20 protein-coding genes are annotated in these 23,849 nt (G+C 68.8%); 18 read left to right on the top strand and 2 right to left on the bottom strand.

All coding sequences use genetic code 11. The features are described from left to right. The 15 genes from L6Q21_RS17985 to L6Q21_RS10660 all read left to right on the top strand — a co-directional run. On the top strand, positions 1-584 hold a 584-nt coding region (locus tag L6Q21_RS17985; RefSeq protein ID WP_255696846.1), incomplete at its 5' end, for a cold-shock protein. A gap of 121 nt (positions 585-705) precedes the next feature. After that, positions 706-2,430: an MFS transporter gene (locus tag L6Q21_RS10725; protein WP_418895822.1), complete on the top strand. Its 1,725-nt coding sequence runs from the start codon at positions 706-708 to the stop codon at positions 2,428-2,430. 190 nt (positions 2,431-2,620) lie between these two features. Further along, entirely contained in the window at positions 2,621-3,925 is a 1,305-nt protein-coding gene (locus L6Q21_RS10720; RefSeq protein WP_237830752.1) for a M20/M25/M40 family metallo-hydrolase, read from the top strand. Between the two features lie 117 nt (positions 3,926-4,042). Next, positions 4,043-5,236: an efflux RND transporter periplasmic adaptor subunit gene (locus L6Q21_RS10715; protein ID WP_237830751.1), complete on the top strand. Its 1,194-nt coding sequence runs from the start codon at positions 4,043-4,045 to the stop codon at positions 5,234-5,236. Then, positions 5,237-8,512 carry an efflux RND transporter permease subunit gene (locus tag L6Q21_RS10710; protein WP_237830750.1) on the top strand — a complete coding sequence of 1,092 codons (3,276 nt, stop codon included), beginning with the start codon at positions 5,237-5,239 and terminating at the stop codon, positions 8,510-8,512. Beyond that, positions 8,502-9,908: an efflux transporter outer membrane subunit gene (locus L6Q21_RS10705; protein ID WP_237830749.1), complete on the top strand. Its 1,407-nt coding sequence runs from the start codon at positions 8,502-8,504 to the stop codon at positions 9,906-9,908. The genes L6Q21_RS10710 and L6Q21_RS10705 overlap by 11 nt, the downstream gene beginning before the upstream one ends. A 373-nt stretch (positions 9,909-10,281) precedes the next feature. After that, positions 10,282-11,910 carry a cytochrome-c oxidase, cbb3-type subunit I gene (gene ccoN, locus L6Q21_RS10700; RefSeq protein WP_237830748.1) on the top strand — a complete coding sequence of 543 codons (1,629 nt, stop codon included), beginning with the start codon at positions 10,282-10,284 and terminating at the stop codon, positions 11,908-11,910. Positions 11,911-11,921: 11 nt separating this feature from the next. Then, on the top strand, positions 11,922-12,650 hold the full coding sequence (ccoO, locus tag L6Q21_RS10695; RefSeq protein WP_237830747.1) for a cytochrome-c oxidase, cbb3-type subunit II: 729 nt from the start codon (positions 11,922-11,924) through the stop codon (positions 12,648-12,650). 11 nt (positions 12,651-12,661) lie between these two features. Next, positions 12,662-12,823 (top strand): cbb3-type cytochrome oxidase subunit 3, encoded by a 162-nt coding sequence (locus tag L6Q21_RS10690; protein WP_237830746.1) that lies wholly within the window; start codon positions 12,662-12,664, stop codon positions 12,821-12,823. Next, positions 12,820-13,713 (top strand): cytochrome-c oxidase, cbb3-type subunit III, encoded by an 894-nt coding sequence (gene ccoP, locus L6Q21_RS10685; protein WP_237830745.1) that lies wholly within the window; start codon positions 12,820-12,822, stop codon positions 13,711-13,713. The genes L6Q21_RS10690 and ccoP overlap by 4 nt, the downstream gene beginning before the upstream one ends. Before the next feature lie 21 nt (positions 13,714-13,734). Continuing rightward, the gene (gene ccoG, locus L6Q21_RS10680) at positions 13,735-15,213 is read left to right on the top strand and encodes a cytochrome c oxidase accessory protein CcoG (RefSeq protein ID WP_237830754.1); all 1,479 of its coding nucleotides are present in this window, start codon (positions 13,735-13,737) and stop codon (positions 15,211-15,213) included. A 10-nt stretch (positions 15,214-15,223) separates the two neighbouring features. Further along, positions 15,224-15,700 (top strand): FixH family protein, encoded by a 477-nt coding sequence (locus L6Q21_RS10675; RefSeq protein WP_237830744.1) that lies wholly within the window; start codon positions 15,224-15,226, stop codon positions 15,698-15,700. 77 nt (positions 15,701-15,777) lie between these two features. Then, positions 15,778-17,934, top strand: coding sequence for a heavy metal translocating P-type ATPase (locus tag L6Q21_RS10670; protein ID WP_418895823.1), 2,157 nt, complete (start codon positions 15,778-15,780; stop codon positions 17,932-17,934). 9 nt (positions 17,935-17,943) lie between these two features. Continuing rightward, entirely contained in the window at positions 17,944-18,096 is a 153-nt protein-coding gene (ccoS, locus tag L6Q21_RS10665) for a cbb3-type cytochrome oxidase assembly protein CcoS (RefSeq protein ID WP_237830742.1), read from the top strand. After that, positions 18,093-18,302 (top strand): hypothetical protein, encoded by a 210-nt coding sequence (locus tag L6Q21_RS10660; RefSeq protein ID WP_237830741.1) that lies wholly within the window; start codon positions 18,093-18,095, stop codon positions 18,300-18,302. The genes ccoS and L6Q21_RS10660 overlap by 4 nt, the downstream gene beginning before the upstream one ends. 206 nt (positions 18,303-18,508) lie before the next feature. On the opposite strand, the gene L6Q21_RS10655 is transcribed toward L6Q21_RS10660, so the two are convergent. Continuing rightward, the gene (locus tag L6Q21_RS10655) at positions 18,509-20,635 is read right to left on the bottom strand and encodes an RNA degradosome polyphosphate kinase (protein ID WP_237830740.1); all 2,127 of its coding nucleotides are present in this window, start codon (positions 20,633-20,635) and stop codon (positions 18,509-18,511) included. A gap of 69 nt (positions 20,636-20,704) precedes the next feature. Further along, a complete protein-coding gene (locus tag L6Q21_RS10650; RefSeq protein WP_237830739.1) occupies positions 20,705-21,325 on the bottom strand; it encodes a DJ-1/PfpI family protein in 621 nt (206 codons plus the stop codon). Positions 21,326-21,448: 123 nt separating this feature from the next. Here L6Q21_RS10650 and L6Q21_RS10645 point away from each other — a divergent pair, with 123 nt between their 5' ends. The 3 genes from L6Q21_RS10645 to L6Q21_RS10635 are packed head-to-tail and all read left to right on the top strand — an operon-like array spanning position 21,449 to position 23,680. Then, positions 21,449-22,243: an NAD kinase gene (locus tag L6Q21_RS10645; protein ID WP_237830738.1), complete on the top strand. Its 795-nt coding sequence runs from the start codon at positions 21,449-21,451 to the stop codon at positions 22,241-22,243. A 13-nt stretch (positions 22,244-22,256) separates the two neighbouring features. Further along, positions 22,257-23,186, top strand: coding sequence for an alpha/beta hydrolase (locus L6Q21_RS10640; RefSeq protein WP_237830737.1), 930 nt, complete (start codon positions 22,257-22,259; stop codon positions 23,184-23,186). After that, complete coding sequence (locus tag L6Q21_RS10635; protein ID WP_336246240.1) at positions 23,183-23,680, top strand: RNA pyrophosphohydrolase; 498 nt, start codon at positions 23,183-23,185, stop codon at positions 23,678-23,680. Before L6Q21_RS10640 ends, L6Q21_RS10635 begins: the two co-directional genes overlap by 4 nt. Positions 23,681-23,849 lie beyond the last annotated feature (169 nt).

Below are 23,849 nucleotides of genomic sequence, written 5' to 3'. Positions count from 1 at the left end.
GTCCGGGCGGCGGCGGCGGCGGCGGCTTCGGCGGCAACCCCGGGATCGTGATCGGCACGGCTCGCGGCAAGGTGAAGTTCTTCAACAGCCAGAAGGGCTTCGGCTTCGTCGTCCGCGACGATGGCGGCGAAGACGTCTTCCTGCACATTTCCGCTCTGGAACGCGCCGGTCTCACCAATGTGGCCGAGAATCAGGAAATCGAATTCTCCTTGACCGACCGCAACGGCCGCGTTTCCGCGACCGACGTGCAGGTGATCGGCGATGTGCTGGAAGTGGAGGAACGCGCCCCGCGTCCGCCGCGCGAAGGCGGCTTCGAACGCGGCCCGCGCACGGGTGGCGGCTTCGGCAACCGTCCGCCCCCGGTGACGGACGGCACCCGCTACGAAGGCACGGTGAAATTCTTCAACGGCCAGAAGGGCTTCGGCTTCATCGCCCGCGACGATGGCGGCGCTGACGCCTTCGTCCACATCTCGGCGGTGGAACGCGCCGGTCTCACCGACCTCGCGGAAAACCAGCGCGTGACGTTCGAGCTGGAGCTCGACCGTCGCGGCAAGCAGGCCGCGGTGAACCTCGAACTGCTCTGATCCGGGCCGTTCAAAACCAATGAAAGGGGCGGGGGCCTGAAACCCCCGCCCTTTTTGCTTACGCCTTCCCGGGGATTTTTCGGCCGGCGCCCGGCCGCACCGGCTTGGCTTTTGCCGCGCCATGCCGCAATCCATGCGCATGGCGACCCGCGAGCAGGCAGATCCGGCCCTCACGCCGATGGACGAGCCGCCGCCCATGCCGTCCCCCTCGCCCTGGGCCTATCCGATCTTCCGCGCCATCTGGGTGGCGACGCTCTTCTCCAACTTCGGCGGGCTGATCCAGTCGGTCGGCGCTTCGTGGATGATGCTGTCGCTTTCCGCGTCCGAACGGATGGTGGCGCTGGTGCAGGCCTCCGTCGCCCTGCCGATCCTGCTCTTGTCGCTGCTGGCCGGCGCGCTGGCCGACAATCTGGACCGGCGCCGGGTCATGCTCTTCGCGCAGACGATGATGCTCGTCGTCTCGATAACGCTCGCCGCCTTCGCCTGGGCGAAATGGCTCACCCCGGAAACGCTGCTGCTCTTCACCTTCCTGATCGGCTGCGGCACGGCGCTGAACGGCCCGGCCTGGCAGGCGTCGGTGGGCGACATGGTGGAACGCCCGGCGCTGCCTTCGGCCATCGCCCTCAATTCCATGGGCTTCAACATCGCCCGCAGCCTCGGCCCGGCGATCGGCGGCGCCATCGTCGCGGCGGCCGGCGCGGCCGCGGCCTTCCTGGTGAACGCGCTCTCCTATGTCGTGCTGATCGGGGTGCTGGCCCGCTGGCGGCCGAACCGGCCGCCGCGCCAGCTCCCGCCCGAACGCATCGACCTGGCGATGGCGTCCGGAGTCCGCTACGTAGCCATGTCGCCCAACATCCGCCGGGTGCTGCTGAGGGCGCTGCTGTTCGGCCTCGGCGCCAGCGCCGTGCCGGCGCTGATGCCGGTCGTCGCGCGCGACCTCGTCGCCGGCGGGCCGCTCACCTATGGCCTGCTGCTGGGCGCCTTCGGGGTGGGGGCGGTCGGCGGGGCGCTGCTGGTGCGGCGGCTGCGGGCGAAATTCACCACCGAGCAGATCGTCCGCCTGGCGTCGGCCGCCTTTGCCATCGGCGCCGCCACCACGGGCGTCAGCCCCGATCTCTTCGCCACCATTCCGGCCCTGCTGCTGGCGGGGGCGGGCTGGGTCGTCGCGCTCTCCACCTTCAACGTCACGGTGCAGCTGGCGGCGCCGCGCTGGGTGGTGGCGCGGGCGCTGGCGCTCTACCAGATGTTCGCCTTCGGCGGCATGGCGGCCGGAAGCTGGATCTTCGGCTCGCTCGCCGAGCATCAGGGCATAGCCTCGGCGCTGGTGGCCGCCGCCATGCTGCAGATCGGCGGAATCCTGCTGGGCACCATCCTGCCGCTGCCGGTGATGGAGGAAGTGAATCTCGATCCGCTCGCCCGCTGGCGGGAGCCGGAGACCAGCGTGCCGGTCACGCCGCGCAGCGGCCCGATCGTCATCACCATCGAATACAGGATAAGGGAGGCGGACATCGCCGCCTTCCTGACGGTGATGGGCGAGCGCCGGCGGATCCGCCTGCGCGACGGCGCCCGGCACTGGACGCTGCTGCGCGACCTCAACGACAGGGAATTGTGGATCGAGCGCTACCATGTCGCCACCTGGCTCGACTATCTGCGCCACAATCAGCGCCGCACCCAGGCGGACGCCGCGAACATCGAGCAGATCCTGGCGCTCCACATCGGCCCGGACCGGCCGCTGGTGCAGCGGATGATCGAGCGGGAGACGCACTCGCTTCCAGGCCTGGCCGAGTCCGACCCGCACGATCTCGGCCCGCCGCCGACGGACGCCTCGGGCACGGCGCAGATATAGATTGGGGACTCCTGTTCCCTTCGTCACCCCGGGCTTCACCCGGGGTCCAGCTTTCCCGCCGGCGAGGAAAAGAAGCGGGAACCCATGCGGACAAACAAGGAACCGGAGCGGCTGTTTTGCTCCAATCAAAACGTCAATCGCTCCAGCGTCGCGGTTGCGCCGGCGCCTGTCTCTGCATAGCATCCGCGTCATGCCCGCGTTCCGCTCCGCCATCGCCTTTCTGGCTTTCGCCATCGCCGCCCCCGCGCTCGCCGCGCTTTCGCCCGCGGAGGAGAAGATGACAGCGGCGGTGGAGGCCGGAAAGGCGCGCAACCTCGCCCTTCTCGAACGGATGGTGAACCAGAACAGCGGCACGCTCAATCTGGAGGGGGTAGAGAAGGTGGCGCGGATGCTGCGTCCGGAATTCGAGGCGCTGGGGATGGAGGTGCGCTGGATTCCGATGCCGGAAACCGGCCGCGCCGGGCATCTCGTCGCCACGAAGGCGGGAAGCAGGGGCGGCAAGCGCCTGCTGCTGATCGGGCATCTGGACACGGTGTTCGAACCCGACAGCCCCTTCCAGCGTTTCTCGATGGAAGGCGATGTGGCGCGCGGCCCTGGGGTGGGCGACAACAAGGGCGGGGTGCTGGTGATCCTGGCGGCGCTGCAGGCGATGCAGGCGGCCGGCACGCTGAAGGACGCGGCCATCGAAGTCTGGCTGACGGGGGACGAGGAGGACGCGGGCGCCCCGCGCAGCCTCGCCCGCGCCGGGCTGGTGGAAGCCGGCAGGCGCTCCGACGTGGCGCTGGATTTCGAAGGGCTGGCGCAGCAGGACGGCGCCGACATGGGCTCGATCGCCCGCCGCTCGTCCAACACCTGGGAGTTGCGCACGACGGGGAAGGGCGCCCATTCCAGCGGCATCTTCCGCGAACATGTGGGCGACGGCGCCATCTTCGAAATGGCGCGGATCATCGCCGCCTTCCGCACCGAGCTGCCGGAGCCCAGCCTCACCTTCAACATCGGCCTGCTGGCCGGAGGCACCACCGCCGAGCTGCAGGCGGAAGGCACGCGCGGCGTCGCCAGCGGCAAATCCAACATCGTCCCGGCCGTCGCCGTGGCGCAAGGCGATTTCCGCACGCTTTCGAACGAGCAGACGCAGCGCGTGCGGGCGAAGATGCAGGCGATCGTCGCCCGCAACAGCCCCGGCACCACGGCGGAAATCCATTTCAACGAAGGCTATCCGCCGATGGCGCCGACAGCCGGCAACCGCGCGCTGCTGGGGGCGCTGAACGCCGTCAACCGCGACCTGGGGCTGCCGGAAATGGCCGAGCTCGATCCGCTGCGGCGCGGCGCCGGGGATATCGGTTTCGTCGCGGCGGACGTGGACGGGCTGGTGGGCCTCGGCGCGGCCGGCGCCGGAGACCACACCGACTCGGAGCGTATCCGGATTTCCAGCCTGTGGAAGCAGGCGAAGCGCGCCGCCATCCTGATGTCGCGGCTGGCAAGCGAAAAGCGATGAGCCGAAGTCAACCATGGCAAATAGATAGGTTTCCGTAAGAATCTGAGTGCGACTCACTTGACAGCGAAAGGGGGCTGGTTGATGCGCCGCAGCATGTTGAGCGAAAAGAGTACCCAGATGGTATCGTTTTGGCGCGGGAAGATCGTTGCAGCCGCTTTTGTGCCGCTTCTGCTGGCCGGCTGCGCCCAGGAACAGCCGCCGGCGATGCCGCCGCCGCAGGTGGAAGTGGTGGTCGTCCGCACCGAGCCGATCGCCAATGTGATCGAGCTTCCGGGCCGGGTGCAGGCGGTGCGCACCGCCGAAGTCCGCGCCCGGGTGACCGGGATCGTCGGCGAGCTGCTGTTCCGCGAGGGCAGCGACGTCCGCGCCGGCCAGCCGCTCTTCTCGATCGACCCGCGCGAGCTTCAGGCGAGCCTCGCCGCCGTGCAGGCGACCCTGCAGCGCGCCGAGGCCGGCGCCGCCAACGCCCGGCAGGATGTGGAGCGCTACCGCCCGCTGCTGAAGGACCAGGCCATCTCCAAGCAGGAGTATGACACCGCGGTCGCCCGGCTGAACACGGCGGAGGCCGATGTGCTCCAGGCCCGCGCCCAGGTGGCGAGCGCCCGGCTGAACCTCGGCTATTCCACGGTGACGGCGCCGATTTCCGGCCGCACCGGCCGCGCCCTCGTCACCGAAGGGGCGCTGGTCTCGGCCGGCGAAGGCACGCTGCTGACGGTGATCGAGCAGGTGAGCCCGGTCTATGTGAACTTCTCGCAGGCCAGCTCCGACGTGCTGGCGATCCGGCGGGACATCCAGTCCGGCAAGCTCCACCTGCCCTCGCTGCAGCGCGTGCAGGTGGAACTCGAGCTGGAGGACGGCAGCCGCTTCAGCCAGAGCGGCCGCATCGACTTCCTCGCCCCGACGCTGGACGAGTCGACCGGCTCGGTCGCGCTGCGCGCCGAATTCCCCAACCCCGGCGGCCTGCTGCTGCCCGGCCAGTTCGTGCGCGCCCGCATCTTCGCCGGCACCCGCAACGACGCGATCCTGGTGCCGCAGCGCGCCGTCAACGTCGGCCCGCAGGGCGGCATCGTCATCGTCGTCAACGCCGAGAATCTGGCCGAAGCCCGGCCGGTCGGCCTCGGCGACCTCCGGGGCGAGAATTGGGTGGTCACCGGCGGCCTGAAGCCCGGAGACCGGGTGATCACCGCCGGCCTGCAGAAGGTGCAGCCGGGCCAGCCGGTGCAGGTCGTCGAATCGGCGCCCGCGCCGGGCGGCCCGACGGCGCCGGACCCGGCGCCACAGGGGGCGGCCCCGGCGGCCAAGGCCAAGTAAATGGGTCCCCGTTTCTTCATCGACCGCCCGGTCTTCGCCTGGGTCGTGGCGCTGCTGATCTCGCTCGGCGGCCTGCTGGCGCTGATGTCGCTCCCCATCGAGCAATATCCCAGCGTCGCGCCGCCTTCGCTCACCATCACCGCCACCTATCCGGGCGCCGACGCCGCCACCGTCGAGCAGACGGTGACGCAGGTGATCGAGCAGGAGCTGAACGGAGTCGAGGGCCTGCTCTACATGTCGGGCAGTTCCAGCTCGAACGGCCAGTCGACGATCACCGCCACCTTCGAGAGCGGCACCGACATCGACATCGCGCAGATGAACGTGCAGAACCGGCTGACGCTGGTCGAGCAGCGTCTGCCCGAGGAAGTGCGCCGCCAGGGCATTCCGGTCCGGCAGGCCAATTCCGGCTTCCTTCTCCTCATCGCCATCAGCTCGAAGACCGGGGCCACCGCCGATCAGGAACTGGGCAATTTCGCCTCCTCGCGCGTGGTCGACGAACTGCGCCGCGTGAACGGCGTCGGCGATGTGCAGCTCTTCTCCTCGCCTTATGCGATGCGCGTCTGGCTCGATCCGGAACGCCTCGCCTCGTTCCGCATGTCCTCGGCCGAGGCGCTCGCCGCCGTGCAGGAGCAGAACAGCCAGAGCCCCGGCGGCCAGCTCGGCGACCTGCCGCTCGCGGGCGGCACCGAACTGAACGCGGCCATCGTCACCCAGGGGCGCTTCAACACCCCCGAGCAGTTCCGCCGAATCATCCTGCGCGCCAACACCGACGGCTCGACGGTGACGCTGGGCGACGTGGCGCGGGTGGAGCTGGGCGCGCTCTCCTATGCCGCGTCCGCCGAACTCAACGGCAAGCCCGTCGCGGTGATGGCGGTCCAGACCACGACCGGGGCGAATGCCATCAACACCGCCGAAGGCGTCCGCGCCCGCATGGCGGAGCTGGAGAAAAGCTTCCCGCAGGACATCGCCTGGTCCGTCCCCTACGACACCACGCCCTTCATCTCCGCCTCCATCGGCGAAGTGGTGCGCACGCTCGCCGAAGCCATGCTGCTGGTGTTCCTGGTGATGTTCCTGTTCCTGCAGAACTGGCGCGCCACCCTCATCCCCACCATCATCGTGCCGATCGCGCTGGCGGGCGCCTGCATGGGCCTGTTCCTGATGGGCTTCACCATCAACGTGCTCTCGCTCTTCGCCATGGTGCTGGCGATCGGCATCCTCGTCGACGACGCCATCGTCGTCATCGAGAATGTCGAGCGGATCATGGCGGAGGAGCATCTGCCGCCGAGGGAGGCGACCATCAAGGCGATGGGGCAGATTACCTCGGCCATCGTCGGCATCACGCTGGTGCTGATGGCGGTGTTCGTGCCGATGAGCTTCTTCCCCGGCTCCACCGGCGGCATCTACCGCCAGTTCGCCGTCACGCTCATCGTCTCCATCGGCTTTTCGGCGCTGCTCGCCCTCTCGCTCACGCCCGCGCTTTGCGCCACCTTCCTGAAGCCGCACAAGCCGAAGGCCGAAGGAGAGACGCAAAGCCTGCCCGAACGCTTCTTCGGCAAGTTCAACCGCTGGTTCGAACGGGTGACGCACGGCTATCAGGGTGTCGTCGGCAAGATGCTGGGCAAGTCGCTGCGCTGGCTGCTCGTCTTCCTGCTGATGGTCGGCCTGACCGGCTTCCTCTTCACCCGGCTGCCCGGCGGCTTCCTCCCGAACGAGGACCAGGGCGTGCTCTTCACCGCCATCCAGGCGCCGGCGGGCGCCACCGTCGGCCGCACGGACGAGGCGATCCGTCAGGTGAGCGAGCATTTCGCGCAAATGCCGGAAGTGCAGAGCCAGGTGGTGGTGCGCGGCTTCAGCTTCTTCGGCCAGGGCCAGGCCAATGGCATGGTCTTCTCGACGCTCACGCCATGGGGCGAGCGCTCCGGCAAGGCCAGCAACGCCCTCACCCTGATGGAGCAGGCCAATATGGCCTTCTTCGGAATCAAGCAGGCGATGGTGTTCGCGCTCAGCCCGCCGGCCATCCCGGAACTGGGCAATTCCAGCGGCTTCGCCTTCAAGCTGAAGGACGTGGGCGGCATGGGGCCGGACGCGCTGCTGGGCGCGCGCAACCAGCTGCTCGGCGCCGCCGCGCAAAGCCCGGTGCTGATGGGCGTCCGCCCGGAGGGGCAGGAGAATGCGCCGCAGCTGAAGGTCACCATCGACCGGGTGAAGGCCCGAGCGCTCGGCCTCTCGATCGGCGACGTGAACGGCACGCTGGCGATCGCCTTCGGCTCGGCCTATGCCAACGACTTCACCTACGATGGCCGCATCCTGCGCGTCATGCTGCAGGCGGAGGCGCCGTTCCGCATGACCCCGCGCGACGTGCTGGCGCTGAAGGTGCGCAACGCGTCCGGGGAAATGGTGCCCTTCGGCAGCTTCACCACCGTCGAGTGGGTGACGGGGCCACAGCAGCTCGACCGCTACAACGGCTATCCGGCGATGACCATTTCCGGCTCGGCGGCGCCCGGCAAGGCGTCGGGCGACGCCATGGCGGAAATGGAGCGGCTGGCGCAAAGCCTTCCCGAAGGCTTCTCCTACGAATGGACGGGCACCAGCTTCGAGGAACAGCAGGCCGGCGGCCAGATCGGCGCGCTTCTGGGGCTGTCGTTCCTGATCGTCTTCCTGCTGCTGGCGGCGCTTTACGAAAGCTGGTCGATCCCGGTCGCCGTGCTGCTGGTGGTGCCGCTCGGCGTGCTGGGCGCGGTGCTGCTGACGATGGCGCGCGGCCTCTCGGCGGACGTCTATTTCAACGTCGGCCTCATCGCCATCATCGGCCTTGCCGCCAAGAACGCCATCCTGATCGTGGAATTCGCCATCGAGGAAGAGGATGCGGGCAAGTCGCCGCTGGAAGCGACGCTGAACGCCGTGAAGCTGCGCCTGCGGCCGATCATCATGACCTCGCTCGCCTTCATCGGCGGCATGATCCCGCTGTTCATCGCCTCCGGGGCCGGCGCCGCCAGCCGCGTCGCGGTCGGCACCGGGGTGATCGGCGGCATGCTGGCGGCGACGCTGCTCGGCATCTTCTTCACGCCGCTCTTCTACCTCTCGATCCGCCACTGGCTGAACAAGGACAAGCCCGTGCACGAGCCGCATGTCGACACCGTGCCGGTCACCACCGCCGAGTGGCTGAACACGGAATGGCCCGCGCCCGGCGCGCATCCCCCGGCGGAGGGCGAACGCCCCGACGACGGACAGCCCGGCAAGTCCAATCCGCGCGATGGAGGCCCCGATGCGCAGTAACGCTTCCCTCCTCGCGGCGCTGCTGGCCGGCACGCTGCTGGCCGGGTGCAGCCTGGCGCCCAAGCATGTCCGCCCGGTCGCGGCGGTGGAAAGCGGCTGGCGGGAACCGGCCGCCGCGGGCGGAGTCGCCGCCACCTCCATCGGCTACGCCGACTATTTCCCGGACGACCGGCTGAAGGCGCTCATCGCCCTGGGGCTGGAACATAACCGCGACCTCGCCGTCTCCACCGCCCGCATCGCGGAGGCGCGCGGCCTCTACGGCATCCAGCGCGCCGACCAGCTTCCGGGCCTCGCCGCCCAGGGCAGCTACGCCCGCAGCCGCACCGCGTCGGACGATGCGGGCGGGCAGGGCGCGATCACCGGCTCGCGCCAGGCGGTCGGCGTGACGGTTCCGGGCTTCGAGCTGGATTTCTGGGGCCGGGTGCGCAACCTCTCGGAAGCCGCGCGCAGCCAGTATCTGGCGACCGAGGCCGGCGACCGTTCGGCGCGCCTCGCCATGGTCCGCTCGATCGCCACCGCCTATTGGCAGGAGCGCGAGACGGACGAGCGCCTCGCGCTCGCCGAAGCGACCGTCAAGAGCCGCAACGAAGGCGTGCGGATCGCCGGGCAGCGGCTCGACGCCGGGGTCACCTCCGCGCTCGACTATCGGCAGGCGCAATCGCTGCTGACGCAGGCGGAAACCGAACTGGCGGCGCTGAAGCTCGCCCGATCGGAAGCGCATAATCTGCTGGTGGTGCTGGTGGGCGGCCCGATCCCGGAAACCCTGCCGCGGCCGCTGCCGCTCGCCGGGCAGAAGCCGGACCATGCGCTGGCGGAAGGCCTGCCGTCGGGCCTGCTCGAAGCCCGGCCGGACATCCTCGCGGCGGAAGAGCAGTTGCGCGCCGCCCGCGCCAATGTGGGGGCGGCCCGCGCCGCCTTCTTCCCGCAGATCGCCCTCACCGGCAGCCTCGGCTATGCCTCGGGCGATCTCGACAGTCTCTTCCACAACGACGGCTTCAACTGGAGCTTCGGCCCCTCCATCTCTGTCCCGCTGTTCGACTGGGGCCGGCGCAAGGGCAATGTCGACGTGGCGGTCGCCCGCACCGACATCGCCGTCGCCACCTATGAAAAGACGGTGCAGGAGGCTTTCCGCGAAGTGGCGGACGCGCTCGCCGGCCGCCGCTACCTCGCCGAGGAGGTGGAGGCGCAGCAGCGCGCCACCGAAGCGCAGCGCGAGATCGCCCGGCTGGCGCAGATCCGCTACAGGGAAGGCGTCGCCAACTATCTCGAAGTGCTGGACGCCGAGCGCAACCTCTTCACCGCCGAGCAGGCGCTGCTCTCGCTCCGGCGGCTGGAGCTGTCGAATCTCGCGGCGCTCTACGCCGCGCTCGGCGGCGGCCTGAGCCCGGCGAGCTGACCGGCCACACCCGGCCACAACCAGCCCCCCACCACCACTGCGTCACCCCGGGTCAAGCCCGGGGCGACGCGGGCGCAGCCCGCCACCCGCCACATCCGGAAAAACCCGCCGGCGGCAAAAGGCAGCGCGGCCCTTCAGCCGCCGGCAAAATTGCCCGGGTGCGCGCTTTTGCCGCCCGCCCCTTCACCCACCCCGCCCCTCCACCTCCCGCTTCACGAAACTGTGATTTGACCGGGATCAAGGCTTTGCCATGGCTTCCCGCGCCAAAAGGCGCAAGCACGCCCGGATCTACCGGGCCAATAGCTATTTCAGGACCGGGGCCAATGTCATGACAGCCTTTTTTTCAGCCGGGGCCTATCTCGTCTTCGGGATAATGTCGCTTTTCATGATCGCCACCGCCACGTCGGCGGGGTTCGCGATCCACGGGGTGATCATCCTCATCGCCTGCATCCTCGCGGCGCTGACGACGCTCGGCCGGGTGAAACCGACGGAGCGCGACGGCTGGGTCGTCCCGGAAAAGACCGACGGCGGCTATTATGACGGAGTGATCAAGGCAGGGGTCATCGCCACGGTGTTCTGGGGCATCGCCGGGCTTCTGGTCGGAGTCGTCATCGCCGCCCAGCTCGCCTGGCCGGTGCTGAACCTCGGCCTCGAATGGACGAGCTTCGGGCGCCTGAGGCCGCTCCACACCTCGGCGGTCATCTTCGCCTTCGGCGGCAACGCGCTCATCGCCACCTCCTTCTGGGTGGTGCAGCGCACCTGCCGCACGCAGCTTTTCGCGCCGGGCCTCTCCTGGTTCGTCTTCTGGGGCTATCAGCTCTTCATCGTGCTGGCGGCGACCGGCTATCTGCTGGGCATCACCCAGTCCAAGGAATATGCCGAGCCGGAATGGTATGTGGACCTCTGGCTCACCATCGTCTGGGTGGCCTATTTCCTGGTCTATGTCGGCACCATCGTGAAGCGGCGCGAGCCGCACATCTATGTCGCCAACTGGTTCTATCTCGCCTTCATCATCACCATCGCCATGCTGCACATCGTCAACAATCTGGCGGTGCCGGCCGGCTTCGGCCCCAAGAGCTACATCGTCTGGTCCGGGGTGCAGGATGCGCTGACGCAATGGTGGTATGGCCACAACGCCGTCGGCTTCTTCCTCACCGCGGGCTTCCTCGGCATGATGTATTATTTCGTGCCGAAGCAGGCCGGGAAGCCGGTCTATTCCTACCGGCTGTCCATCGTCCACTTCTGGTCGCTGATCTTCCTCTACATCTGGGCCGGCCCGCACCATCTGCACTTCACCGCCCTGCCGGACTGGGCGCAGACGCTGGGCATGGTCTTCTCGGTGATGCTGTGGATGCCGAGCTGGGGCGGCATGATCAACGGCCTGATGACGCTGGACGGCGCGTGGGACAAGATCCGCACCGATCCCATCATCCGCATGTTCGTGGCGGCGCTCGCCTTCTACGGCATGGCCACCTTCGAAGGCCCGGTGATGTCGATCCGCTCGGTGAACGGGCTTTCGCACTACACCGACTGGACCATCGGCCACGTCCATTCCGGCGCGCTCGGGTGGAACGGCATGATCACCTTCGCCTGCGTCTACTTCCTGACGCCCCGCCTGTTCGGCGCGGAACGGATGTATTCGCTGCGCATGATCAACTGGCACTTCTGGCTGGCGATGGGGGGCATCGTCCTCTACGCCGCCTCCATGTGGGTGGCCGGCATCATGCAGGGGCTCATGTGGCGGGAATTCAACGCCGAGGGCTATCTCGTCTATTCCTTCGCGGAAGTCGTGGCGGCGATGCACCCCTATTACATCATCCGCTGGCTGGGCGGGGTTCTCTACCTCGTCGGCGCGCTGCTGATGGCCTGGAACGTCTGGATGACGGCGAAGGGCCGGCTGCGCGACGAGGCCCCGCTCGACGCCGGCCAACCCTACAACCCTTCGGCCGACAGGCCGCTTGAGCCCCGCCCCGCCGGCGCTCTCGCCCAACCCGCCGAATAGGAGCGACACGCATGATTTTCGAGAATCATGGAAAGGTCGAGCGCAACGTCACCATTCTCGCGGTCCTGACGCTGATCGTGGTGATGATCGGCGGCCTGGTGCAGATGGTGCCGCTCTTCTTCCTGGAGAACACCATCGAGAAGGTGGAAGGGGTGCGCCCCTACACGCCGCTCGAGCTGGCCGGGCGCAACATCTACATCCGCGAGGGCTGCTACACCTGCCACTCGCAGATGATCCGGCCTTTTCGCGACGAGGCGGAGCGCTACGGCCACTACAGTCTCGCCGCCGAAAGCATGTACGATCACCCCTTCCAATGGGGCTCGAAGCGCACGGGGCCCGACCTCGCCCGCGTCGGCGGCCGCTATTCGGACGAGTGGCACGTCCAGCACCTGATGGCCCCCACCAAGGTGGTGCCGGAATCGATCATGCCCTCCTACGCCTTCCTGAAGACCCGCGACCTCGACATGCGCGACGCCGCCGCGCATCTGAAGGCCAACCGCGCCGTCGGCGTGCCCTACACCGACGCGCATATCGAGAATGCGCTGAAGGATCTCAAGGCGCAGGCCGACCCCATGGGCGACCCGAGCGAGCTCGAAAGCCGCTACCCCAGGGTGCAGGTGCGCGACTTCGACGGCAACCCCGACCGGCTGACCGAAATGGACGCGCTGGTCGCCTATCTGCAGATGCTGGGAACGCTGGTCGACTTCGACAGCTATGTACCGGCCGAAAACCGGCGCTGAGGAGGACTGGCATGGATTATCAGCAACTCCGCACCTTCGCCGACAGCTGGGGGCTGCTCTCCATGGTGCTGTTCCTGGTGGGGGTGGTCGGCTGGACCTTCCGCCCCGGCTCCCGAAAAGCCCAGGACGACGCACGCATGATCCCGTTCCGGGACGATGAGGCCGAGCAATGAGCAAGATCGACACGCAGCAAAACGCCCATCCGTCCGGCCCCGGAAACGCAGGTCCCGGAACCACGGGGCACGAGTGGGACGGAATCCAGGAACTGAACAACCCGCTGCCGCGCTGGTGGCTGTGGATCTTCTACGCCACCATCGTCTTCGCCGCCGTCTGGGTGGTGCTCTACCCGGCCATTCCGCTCCCCGGCGGCAACACGCAAGGGACGCTCGGCTACTCCAGCCGCGCCGATGTGGAGCAGCAGATGCAGGCGCTCGACGCGCAGCGCGACGCCGCGCTGAAGGGCATAGAGGCCATCGCCATCGAGGATCTGGGCAAGGATCCGAAGCTGCTGCAGGCCGCCATCGAAGGCGGGCGCTCGGCCTTCAAGGTGCATTGCGTGCAATGCCATGGCTCGGGCGCCGCGGGCAGCACCGGCTACCCTAATCTCAACGACGACGACTGGATGTGGGGCGGCGACTATGCCTCCATCTACCGCACCATCCAGCACGGCATCCGCCAGCCGGGCGACGACGAGACCCACCAGTCGGTGATGCCGGCCTTCGGCAAGGACGGGCTGCTGCAGCCCGCCGAGATCGCCTCGGTCACCGAATATGTGCTCGCCATTTCCGGGCAGGAGCATGACAGGGCGCTGGCCGCGCGCGGCGCCCCGGTCTTCGAGCAGCAATGCGCCAGCTGCCACGGCGCCGACGGCAAGGGCATGCGCGAGTTCGGCTCGCCCAACCTCACCGACGCCATCTGGCTCTACGGCGGCGATCGGGCTTCCATCCACAACACGGTCTTCTATGCCCATGCCGGCGTGATGCCTTCGTGGAAGGGCCGCCTCTCCGATGCGACCATCCGCAAGCTCACCGCCTATGTCCACAGCCTGGGCGGCGGCGAGTAAGGGGCGGCGGGAGTGAACGAGATGCCCGGCAAGACCCTGCTGAAACCGGCGCCGGCGGCCCCGCCGCCGCCCGCCGGCGACGGCAGCCTCTACAAGAAGCGGGTGAAGGTGCATCCAAAGTCGGTGGAAGGCCCCTTCCGCCGCTTCAAGTGGATCGTCCTCTTCCTCACGCTGGGCGTCTATTACATCACCCCCTGGCTGCGCTGGGACCGGGGGGAATTCTCCCCCGACCAGGCGGTGCTCGTCGACCTCGCCAACCGCCGCTTCTACTTCGGCCCGATCGAGATCTGGCCGCAGGAATTCTATTATGTCGCCGGCCTCCTCATCATGGCGGGGCTGGGCCTTTTCCTCATCACCACCACGGTCGGCCGCGCCTGGTGCGGCTACGCCTGCCCGCAGACCGTCTGGACCGACCTCTACATGCAGGTCGAGCGCTGGATCGAAGGCGACCGCAACGCCCGCATGCGCCTCGACGCCGCGCCGATGAGCGCCGGGAAGTTCGCCAAGCGCTTTTCCAAGCACGCCGTCTGGCTGCTGATCGCCGTCGTCACCGGCGGCGCCTGGGTCTTCTATTTCGCCGACGCGCCGACGCTCCTGAAGCAGTTGCTGGACGGCAGCGCCCCCTTCGTCGCCTATGGCTCGATCGCGCTCCTCACCTTCACCACCTGGTCGCTGGCCGGGCTGATGCGCGAGCAGGTCTGCACCTACATGTGCCCCTGGCCGCGAATCCAGTCCGCCATGCTGGACGAGGACAGCTTCATCGTCACCTACAAGGGCTGGCGCGGCGAGCAGCGCGGCAGCGCCAAGGCGAAGCTGGCCCAGCCCGACAGCTTCGGCGACTGCGTGGACTGCATGGCCTGCGTCAACGTCTGCCCGACCGGAATCGACATCCGCAACGGCCCGCAGCTCGAATGCATCACCTGCGCGCTCTGCATCGACGCCTGCAACGATGTGATGGCGAAGCTCGGCCGCGCGCCGGACCTCATCGGCTACACCACGCTGAAGCGGGACGAGGCGGAATCGAAGGGCCAGCCGCTGGAGCCGATGTGGAAGACGCTGCTGCGCCCGCGCGCCCTCGTCTATTTCGCCGTCTGGGCGGCGATCGGCATCTTCATGCTGGTGCTGCTCGCCGGCCGCTCGCAGATGGACATCTCCATCCTGCAGGAGCGCAACCCCATCTATGTGCAATTGTCCGACGGCGACATCCGCAACAGCTACACGGTGAAGCTGCTGAACAAGCAGGGCCGCCCGCGCGAATTCCAGCTCTCGGTCTCCGGCCTCGAAGGCGCCCTCCTCTCCAACCCGGTGACGGGCGAGGAGCCGGCGAAGAGCTTGCGGCTCCCCGTGCGCGCGGACGGGGTGGACAGCTACCGCCTTCAGGTGCGAGTGCCCTTAAGGTCGATCGAGGCGGAACAGTCCGAAATCCGGTTCGAGGTGCAGGCCGTGGACGGAGACGGGGATCTGATGAAAACGGCGCGCTTCACCGCGCCGGCACGTTGAGGAGATGACAGTGGCCAGCAAGCGTCTGAACGGCGGCTTCACCGGCCGGCACGCGCTGATGGTGATCGGCGGCGGCTTCACGATCGTCATCGCCGTCAACCTGACGCTCGCGGTGCTCGCCACCCGCAGCCACCCCGGGATGGTGGTGGAGAACAGCTATGTCGCCAGCCAGAATTTCAACCAGTGGCTGGAAGCCGGCCGCGCCCAGAAGGCGCTGGGGTGGACGGTGGAGGCCCGCGCCGAAAAAGGGCTGATCGTCGTCGACGCCGCCAGCGCGCTGCAAAAGCCGCTCACCGGCCTCACCGGCGAGGTGACGGTCACCCACCCGCTCGGCGCCGAACCGGCGCGGACGCTGGCGCTCGAAGAGATGGGCGACGGCCGCTACGCCGCCGGCCCGCTGCCGCGCGGGCAATGGATCGCCGAAATCCGCCTGAACCGCGGCGGGCAGCCCTATTATCTGAAAACCCGGCTGACCGGCGAAGGCTGACCGTGGCGACGCTCGCTCCCCCGGCGCCAGCCGCGCATTCCCCGGCCCCGCCGTCCGCCGGCAGCCTCGACCTCTTCGTGACCGAAGCGCAGGCCGGCCGCCGCCGGCTGGACCTGCATGTGCCCGGAATCCACTGCGCCGGCTGCATCCGCAAGGTGGAAGGGGCGGTGCGGGCGCTTCCGGGCATCACCCACGCCCGGGTCAATTTCACCACCCGCCGCCTCTCCGCCGAGTGGGAGCCGGAGAAGCTCTCCGCGCCGGACATCGTGCAGGCGGTGGAGACTATCGGCTTCGAAGCCCGCCCCTTCGCCGCTTCCGACGCCGCCGCCGGCGCGCCCGACCCGGCCTCGCGCCGGCTCCTGAAGTCGATGGCGGTCGCCGGCTTCGCGGCGATGAACATCATGCTGCTCTCCGTCTCGGTCTGGTCCGGGGCGGACGGCGCCACGCGCGATCTCTTCCACCTCATCTCCGCCGGCATCGCGCTGCCGACCGTCGCCTATGCCGGCCAGCCCTTCTTCGCCTCGGCCTGGGGGGCGCTGAAGCACGGCCGCACCAACATGGACGTGCCGATCTCCATCGGCGTCCTGCTGGCGACGGCGATGAGCCTCTACGAAACCTTCAACAGCGGCCCGCACGCCTATTTCGACGGCGTGACGACGCTGCTCTTCTTCCTGCTGATCGGCCGCTATCTCGACAGCCTCATGCGCGACCGCGCCCGGGCCGGCGTCGCAACCCTGCTGAAGCAGTCCGCGCGCGGCGCCCTCGTCCGCGCGCCGGACGGCGGCACCGAATACCGCCCCATCGAAGCGGTCGCCCCGGGCATGACCATCCTCGTCGCCGCCGGCGAGCGCGTGCCCGTGGACGGCACCGTGCTGGAAGGCGCCTCCGCGATCGACCGCAGCCTCGTCACCGGCGAAAGCCTGCCCGAACCCGTGGCGCCGGGCGGCGAGCTGCTGGCCGGCACGCTCAACCTCGACGCGCCCATAGCCATGAAGGCCAGCCGCGTCGGCGAGCAGAGCTTCCTCGCCGAAGTCGTCCGCCTCATGGAAACGGCGGAGCAGGGCCGCGCCCGCTACACCCGCATCGCCGACCGCGCCGCCCGCTTCTACGCGCCCGCCGTGCACCTCACCGCGCTCGTCGCCGCCATCGGCTGGCTGCTGGCCGGCGCCGGCTGGCACCAGTCGATCATCATCGCCATCGCCGTCCTCATCATCACCTGCCCCTGCGCGCTGGGCCTCGCGGTGCCCGCCGTGCAGGTGCGCGCCGCCAGCGTGCTGATGAAGCGCGGCCTGCTGGTGAAGGACGGAAGCGCGCTCGAACGCCTCGCCGCCTGCGACACGGCGGTGTTCGACAAGACGGGCACGCTCACGCTCGGCCGCCCCGTTCCCGCCGGGCAATTGCCGCTCGGCCGGGGCGATCTGGCGCTCGCCGCCGGCCTCGCCGCCAGAAGCCATCACCCGCTCTCGCGCGCCCTCATCGCCGCCGCCAGGGCCGAGGGTGTCACCCCCACCGCCATCGCCGAAGTCCGCGAACTGCCCGGCCTCGGCCTCGAAGCCGATTGGGCCGGCGAGCGCCTGCGCCTCGGCCGCCTCGACTGGGCGGGCGCCGAAGCCGGCGAAGGCGCCGAAAGCCTAGCCGCCGCCGACCAGCTCGAACTGGCCTTCCGCCGGGGCGACGCCCCGCCGGTGCGCATCCCCTTCACCGATCCGCTGCGCCCGGACGCCCGCGCCGCGCTCGACCGGCTGCGCGCCGCCGGCCTGGAGGTCCGCATCCTCTCGGGCGACCGGGAGGAGGCCGTAGCCGCCGCCGCCCGCTCGCTTGGCGTCGAGCATTATTCCGCCCGCCAGACGCCGCAGGGCAAGCTCGCCGCCATCGACGCGCTCGCCGCCGAAGGCCGCAAGCTGCTGGTCGTTGGCGACGGCCTGAACGACGCCCCCATGCTCGCCGCCGGCCACGCCTCCATCGCGCCGGCCTCCGCGTCCGACGCCGGGCAGACCGCCGCCGACATCCTCTTCCTTTCCGACAGCCTGATGGCGGTGCCGCAGGCGCTGGAAACCGCCCGCCGCGCCGACCGGCAGATCCGGCAGAATCTCGCCACCGCCATCGTCTACAATGTCTTCGCCGTGCCCATCGCCGTCGCCGGCTTCGTCACCCCGCTCATCGCCGCCATCGCCATGTCGCTTTCCTCGATCATCGTCGTCGGCAACGCCCTGCGCCTGAAGGCCCCGGAATGAGGTGCGCGCATGAATAATCTCTTCATCCTCCTGCCGGTCGCGCTGATGCTCGGCCTCGGCGGCCTTGCCGCCTTCCTCTGGAGCGTCCGCAGCGGCCAGTATGACGATCTGGACGGCGCCGCCCACCGCATCCTCACCGACGAGGAGGACGGCCCGGAATGATCCGCGAAACCCTCCCGGCGCTGCTGCTGCTGGCGCTGATGAACGCCACCCAGCCCGCGCTCGCCAGCAGCCTGATCCCCATCTGCACGCAAAGCGGAATCCGCTGGACCACCCCGGAAGGCCAACCCGCAACCCCCGAAGACAAAGCCCCCGCCTGCGCCCACGGCTGGTGCACCCAACGCCGCCAGAAGGCGCCGGGCTGCTGAGGGGAGAACGCAGGGGCTTTGCCCCTGCACCCCACAAGGGGCGTGACGCCCCTTGACCCCCTTTAAGTTTGCAGAAGAGCCCCCCGAAAGCCGACGTGCGTGCACAGCTGTCGGTCCCGGGGGGCTCTTCTGCAAACTTATGGAGGTGCAGGAGGGTCACCCTCCTGCTGGGGGTCCAGGGGGCAAAGCCCCCTGGCGCCTTCCCCTCAGCCGACCAGCAGCTTGGGCGTGTCGCCGCTGTTCAGGGCCTGGCCCCGGCCGGAGAGGCTGGGGTTGGTCATGAAGTAGCGGTGGAGGTTGAAGCTGGGATTGCCCGGCGTCAGGCGCTGGTAGCGGCCGTCGGGTTGCATTTCCCAGCTTTGCTCGTCGTCCTTCAGGTTGGCGACCATCACCTGGTCCAGCACCTGCGCGTGGACGGTGGGGTTGGTCAGCGGCACCAGCAGCTCGACCCGGCGGTCGAAGTTGCGCGGCATCCAGTCGGCGGAGGTGATGTAGATCTTCGCCTGCCGCGAGGGCAGGGCGTGGCCGTTGCCGAAGGCGACGATTCGGCTGTGCTCCAGGAAGCGGCCGACGACGGAGCGGACGCGGATATTCTCCGAAAGGCCGGGCACGCCGGGGCGCAGGCAGCAGATGCCGCGGATCACCAGATCCACCTCGACGCCGGCTTCGGAGGCGTCGTAGAGCTTCTCGATGATGAGCGGGTCCACCAGCGAGTTCATCTTCGCCCAGACGGCGGCCGGCCGGCCGGCGCGGGCGTGCTCGATCTCGGCGTCGATCCCCTGCATCAGCGTGGCGCGCAGGTTCAGCGGGCTCATCGCCACATATTTCAGATGCTGCGGCTCGACATAGCCGGTGATGTAGTTGAACACCTGCGCCGCGTCGCGCGCCAGGTCGGGGTCGGCGGTGAAGAAGGAGAGGTCGGTGTAGATGCGCGCGGTGACCGGATGGTAATTGCCGGTGCCGAGGTGCAGATAGGTCTTCAGCTCATTGGCCTCGCGACGCACCACCATGGAGACCTTGGCGTGGGTCTTCCACTCGATGAAGCCATAGACCACCTGCACGCCGGCGCGTTCCAGCGCGGCGGCCCAGGTCAGGTTCTGCTCCTCGTCGAAGCGCGCCTTCAGCTCGACGATGGCGGTGACGGACTTGCCGGCCTCCGCCGCGTCGATCAGCGCGCGGACGATGGGGCTGTTCTTGCCAGTGCGGTAGAGCGTCTGCTTGATCGCCACCACGTCCGGGTCGGCGGCGGCCTGCCGCAGGAAGGCCAGCACCACGTCGAACGATTCGTAAGGGTGGTGGACGATGATGTCCTTGGCGCTGATGGCGGCGAAGCAGTCGCCGCCATGCTCGCGGATGCGCTCGGGGAAGCGGGCGGTGTAGGGCTCGAACTTCAGGTCCGGCCGGTCCTCGTCCACCAGTTGCGACAGGTCGGCGATGCCCAATATGCCTTCCACCTCGGTCACGTCGCGCGGGTCGACGGCCAGCGCCTGGCGCACCATCGACTTCAGCGCGCGCGGCGTGCGCTCCTCGATCTTCAGGCGGATCACCTGCCCGCGCCGGCGGCGCTTGATGGCGCTCTGGTAGAAGCGGACGAGATCCTCGGCCTCTTCCTCCATTTCGATGTCGCTGTCGCGGATGATGCGGAAGGCGCCCTGTCCCAATTCCTCATAGCCGGGGAAGATCAGCGCGAAGAAGCGGGTCAGCACCTGCTCCAGCGCGACATAGCGGGCGGATGCGCCCGGCAGCCGCACGAATCGCGGCAGCATCGGCGGCAGCATCAGCAGCGCCATCACCTTCTCGCGGTCGGCCAGCCGCCGCATCTCGAACACCAGGCTGAAACCCTTGTTCGGGATGAAGGGGAAGGGGTGCGCCGGGTCGATCGCCTGCGGCGTCAGCACCGGGAAGATCTGGCTCAGGAAATGCCGCTCCAGCCACTCGCTCTCGGCCTTGGTCAGCTCGTCGCTGTTCAGGATGGCGAAATCGGCGCTCAGCAGCGCCTTGCTCAGGATGCCGAAGCTCTGCTGCTGCTCGCGCATCAGCGCGTCGGCGGCTTCCGCGATTCGCGCGAGTTGCTGCGCCGGCGCCAGTCCGTCGGGGGAAAGCGTCTCGATCCCCTCGTCCACCTGCCCGCGCAGGCCGGCCACCCGCACCATCATGAACTCGTCGAGATTGTTGCCCGAGATGGAGAGGAAGCGCAGCCGCTCCAGCAGCGGGTGCGCCGGGTTCATGGCTTCTTCCAGCACCCGGGTGTTGAACGCCAGCCACGAAAGCTCGCGGTTCAGATAGCGCTCCGGCCCGAGCACGGGCGAAGGTTCGGCGGGCTGGACGGGCATGGGGCGGATGGCGTTCGGCATGGGCCTCACAATAGCAGGGGAATTGTGACAGCACTATGAGCGCCGCTCTCAGGCCGCGAGGCTCTCCGATCCCGGCAGGAACGGCCGCACCACGGCAAGCGCCCGCTCCACATAGGCGCTTTTCTCGCCCACCGGCGCCACATAATGCATCGCCTCCTCCGCATCCCGCAGCGAAGCCCCGCGCGCGATCATCCAGCTCGCCAGATATTGCGCGGCGAGGCAGCCGCCCGCCGTCGCCACATTGCCGTGCGCCACGAAGGGGGCGTCGATCACCCGCACCCCGGCTTCCAACACCCAGGGCTTGGTCGTCAGGTCGGTGCAGGCCGGCAGCTCGCCGATCAGCCCCAGCTTCGCCAGCAGCAGCGTGCCCGAACATTGCGCGCCGATCAGCTGCCGCGCCGGGTCCAGCCGGATTCGCGCCAGCAGCGCCGAATCGGCGGCGAAGTCGCGGGTGCGGATTCCGCTGCCGATCAGCACCGCGTCCGCCTCCGCCGCGAACTCCAGCGGCTTCTGCCGGCGCACGCTCACCCCGTTCATCGAAGTCACCTCCGGCTCGGGCGAGGTGATGTGCGCCGCCCACCCCTTGCCCTTCAGCCGGTTCAGGATTGCGGCGGCGACGAACGAGTCCAGCTCGTTGAATCCGTCGAACGTCAGCACCGCGATCTGCATGTTCCTGTCCTCTCATGCCCGGCATGGGCGCCGGCCGCCTTAACGCATCCGCGCCGCGCGTGCACGCGACCCCTGAACATTTGCGGCTTTGTCCCCCGCGCCGCAGCCCCTATCTAGGCCGGCATGACGGCGCATCTCCCCCAGCCCGAGGCCCTGAAACTGGGCCTCGTCGTCTCCGACACGCCGCAGGCGCGGCTGGCGGAGGCGGAGCTGCGCGCCACCCACAGCTTCGTCGGCCGCCGCGAGGCGGACGCGGTGGTGGCATTGGGCGGAGACGGCTTCATGCTCGCCGTCCTGCACCGCGTGCTGAACTCCTCCTCGCCCAAGCCGGTGTTCGGCATGAACCGGGGCACGGTCGGCTTCCTGATGAACGACTACAGCGCCGACGATCTCGCAACCCGCGTCGCGCAGGCGAAGAGCTTCTTCCTCTCCCCCCTCACCATGGAGGCGACGACGATCGACGGGCAGGTGGTGGTCTCGCCCGCCATCAACGAAGTCTCGCTGCTGCGCGAGACCCGGCAGGCGGCGAAGATCGAAATCGCCATAGACGGCAAGGTCCGGCTGGAGGAGCTCGCCTGCGACGGCGTGCTCGTTTCCACCCCCGGCGGCTCCACCGCCTACAATCTCTCGGCCGGCGGCCCGATCCTCCCGCTCGACTGCGACCTGCTGGCGCTGACGGCGCTCAGCCCTTTCCGCCCCCGCCGCTGGAAGGGGGCGCTCGTCAACAACCGCTCCGTCGTCGAATTCCGCGTGCTGGAGGCGGAGCGCCGCCCCGTCAGCGCCGTCGCCGACCAGGTGGAGGTGCGCAACATCGCCCATGTCCGGATCCGGTCCGACCTCAGCCGCCGCCTCGAACTGCTGTTCGATCCGGATTATGCGCTGGACGACCGGATCGTCATGGAACAATTCCAAAGCTGACAACAGGGGAGAGATGGATATGCCGTTCGTGCGCGAAGATGTGAAGCAGCTGCTCACCATGCTGGCGGCGGTGGAAGGGCCGCAGATGCACGAGGTGGACCCGGCAACGGCCCGCGCCATGTATCAGCAGATGGGCTCCATCGCCGAACGCCCGGCGCCGGCCGACGTGATCCAGACGGACCTTTCCATCCCCGGCCCGGCCGGCGCCATCCGCGCCCGCAGCTACCGCCCCGCCGATCCGGTGGCGGACGGCACCGCCATCGTCTTCTTCCACGGCGGCGGCTGGGTGATCGGAGACCTGCAGACCCACAACAGCCTCGCCGCCGAAATCGCGAAGCTCACCGGCTTCCCCACCGTCGCCATAGACTATCGCCTCGCCCCCGAAGCCCCCTGGCCGGCGGCGGTCGACGATGCGCTCGCCGCCGCGCGCTGGATCGCCGGCTCCCCGGCGGAGCTCGGCTTCCCCGTCTCCCGGCTGATCTTCGCCGGCGATTCGGCCGGCGGCAACCTCTCCGCCATCGCCGCCCGGGCGCTCCGCCGCGAAACCCCGGTCGCCGCGCAATGGCTGATCTACCCCGGGGTCGACATGGCGGCCGCCGAAGGCTCGATGGTCGAATTCGCCGAAGGCTATCTGCTGACCGCCGCCTCCATGCTCTGGTTCGGCAACCATTACGCCGCCGACGCCACCCACCCCAACGCCTCCCCCATCCTCTCGGACGACTGGGCGGAGCTGCCGCCCGCCCTCGTCTTCACCTGCGGCCTCGATCCGCTGCGCGACCAGGGCCGCGCCTATGCCGGCAAGCTGATCGCCGCCGGCAACCGAGTCGTCTTCCGTGAAGCCGCCGGCCAGGTGCATGGCTCCGCCCAGCTCCGTCAGGCCATCCCCTCCGCCCAAACGGACCTGGAAGCCCAGGTCGCCGATCTGAAAGCCCTCCTCGCGTGAATTCCAGCCTCCGGGAAAGCCTGCCCTACCGCGCCGGCGTCGGCGTCATGCTCGTCAACGCCGACAACCGCATCTTCGTCGGCCAGCGCTTCGACTCCACCGTCGAGGCCTGGCAGATGCCGCAAGGCGGCATAGACCCCGGCGAAGACCCCTACACCGCCGCGCTGCGCGAACTGGAGGAGGAAACCGGAGTCCTCGCGAAATACACCTCGCTCATCGCCGAAACGCCGGACTGGCTGAGCTACGACCTGCCCGACGACCTGCTCGGCAAGATCTGGAAGGGCCGCTACCGGGGCCAGCGGCAGAAATGGTATGCCCTGCGCTTCCACGGCACCGACGCCGACGTGAACCTGCTCGCCCACGAAGCGGCCGGCCACGCCGAATTCAAGGCATGGCAATGGGCCAGCCTGAACCAGCTCGCCACCCTGATCGTCCCCTTCAAGCGCGACCTCTACACCCGGATAGTAGCCGAACTGGGGCCCCGCCTCCTGTAAGCAAAAAAGCCCCTCCCCCTGTCAGGNGCCTCCGGCGGCCAGGGCTTTGCCCTGGACCCAGCAGGGGCGTGACGCCCCTGCACCCCCGATCCTCAAAAATGCGCCAACCCAACCAACCCGTTCAAGCACCAAACCCACCACCCCGTCACCCCGGGCTTGACCCGGGGTC

Source organism: Sandaracinobacteroides sayramensis, from assembly GCF_022014495.1.
GTDB classification, from domain to species: domain Bacteria; phylum Pseudomonadota; class Alphaproteobacteria; order Sphingomonadales; family Sphingomonadaceae; genus Sandaracinobacteroides; species Sandaracinobacteroides sayramense.
The sequence above is the reverse complement of the archived record's forward strand: the minus strand, read 5'-3'. Positions and strand labels throughout refer to the sequence as shown.